This window comes from Paenisporosarcina sp. TG20 (assembly GCF_000286315.1).
In the GTDB taxonomy this organism is placed as follows: Bacteria; Bacillota; Bacilli; order Bacillales_A; family Planococcaceae; genus Paenisporosarcina.
In genome coordinates this window covers 1-1,592 of record NZ_ALJG01000072.1, presented here as the reverse complement: position 1 = coordinate 1,592, position 1,592 = coordinate 1, and the positions used below count along the sequence as shown (strand labels likewise).

Genomic DNA, 1,592 nt, shown 5'->3' with positions numbered 1-1,592 from the left:
TCAAGCCGAAAGTCGGGCTAATACAATTGAGCATACTAGTTTTCCCGGCTCCGTTAGGTCCGATTAGCGAGAAAATTTCACCTTCTTCAATTTGGTAGCTAACATTATCTAATGCTTTAATTCCACCGAACTGAAGTGAGACATTTTCTACAGTTAACATTGCCATCATATCTCCTCCATTACTTTTTACACTTTTGTAATCGTTTACACGATTATACAAATGAGCAAGCGCTCAAGTCAATGTATTTATTTAACTTTTTAGAAAATTTTAAATATGAATTATGTACTATAACTCTACTCCCTATGCCATCAATAAGACTTTTTAATCTTTAAATTTTTTTCTATTACATGTGTATTTAATTCTCGACTATGCACATTTTTTCTATCTATGTCTATATACGATTCTATGTGAAAGATTTGTGTGTAGTAGAAAATAATTTTCTAATCTGTATCGACTTTGGTTTCCGGGTCGCGGCTAGCCTGTAAACCTACTGCATCACAACCTTAAGAATAAGAGAGAAGGAGCGGAAGTTTCACTTCGCTCCATCTCTTTCTTACAGGCAATCTTGCGGCAGGTTTGCGTCCGACGCGACCCTTCAACCAATGGGTATATCGTATTTTTGATTTGGGTTGATGTGAGAAAAGACACTGATTTTATATTGAGGGGCGCCCGAAGATACTATTTCGGCCTTTTCTTCATTTTTTAAGGTTGAATAGTTTCTTTCAGCTACCTGGATTAAAAATGGATTATATCGATACTTTCATTTGCCTATGTAATAAACCATCGTTCTTTAGTTTCAATTTACAGCAGGGTAACTCGTCACATTAATCGGATTAGTCAGAGTTATCACGGATAGATAATCCGTTTCATAATATTAGTCTCCGTATTCTCGAACACTATGTTCATGGCTCTTCAATTTCATATACACGCTTATGTTTTAACAAGTGTGCAGCAAGTTTAAAACTTTTCGTCCACTCAAATCAGTTTTTCGTCCATTCAGATCGACTTTCCGTCCACTCAAGACTACTTTTCGTCCACTCATCATAACTTTCCGTCCACTCAAGACTACTTTTCGTCCACTCATCAGTAAATAACTATTATATTCCAATATAATTTACATACTCACTGAAACATACACCCCCAATATAGTTGTCAGCTTGGAAAATTTTCTTTTTCAATTAAATAAGTTATAAACCCGTTATAAACCCTTATAATTAGATGATCAAAAGTCAGCCAGTAAGAAAAACTGGCTCAAAGTTCGCCCGACTCTTTTAAAGAATTACTAATTATTTGTGTGCTAGTAGAAAATAATTTTCTAACCTGTATCGACTTCGGTTTCCGGGTCGCGGTTAGCCGGCAATCTTACTGCACTGTAACCTCAAGAATAAAAGGGACGAGCTAAGTTTCGCTCGTCCCTTTCTTAGTTAACAAGAAAATATAAATTTTTTATGGGTTTTCATTCTTTCAAGCCATAAATGGGGAAAGTATTAAAGATTCTTGATTGGAAATCATCGGAAGACCACCTGAAAGTTAATATCCTTAATAAACAACACAAATAGCGAGCCTTCTTTGGTATGTCAACACTAAATCA

1 protein-coding gene is annotated in these 1,592 nt (G+C 35.5%); it reads right to left on the bottom strand.

What is annotated here, in order from left to right; translation table 11 throughout:
* On the bottom strand, window positions 1–166 hold a 166-nt coding region (locus B371_RS22620), incomplete at its 3' end, for an ATP-binding cassette domain-containing protein (RefSeq protein ID WP_040681101.1).
* Window positions 167–1,592 lie beyond the last annotated feature (1,426 nt).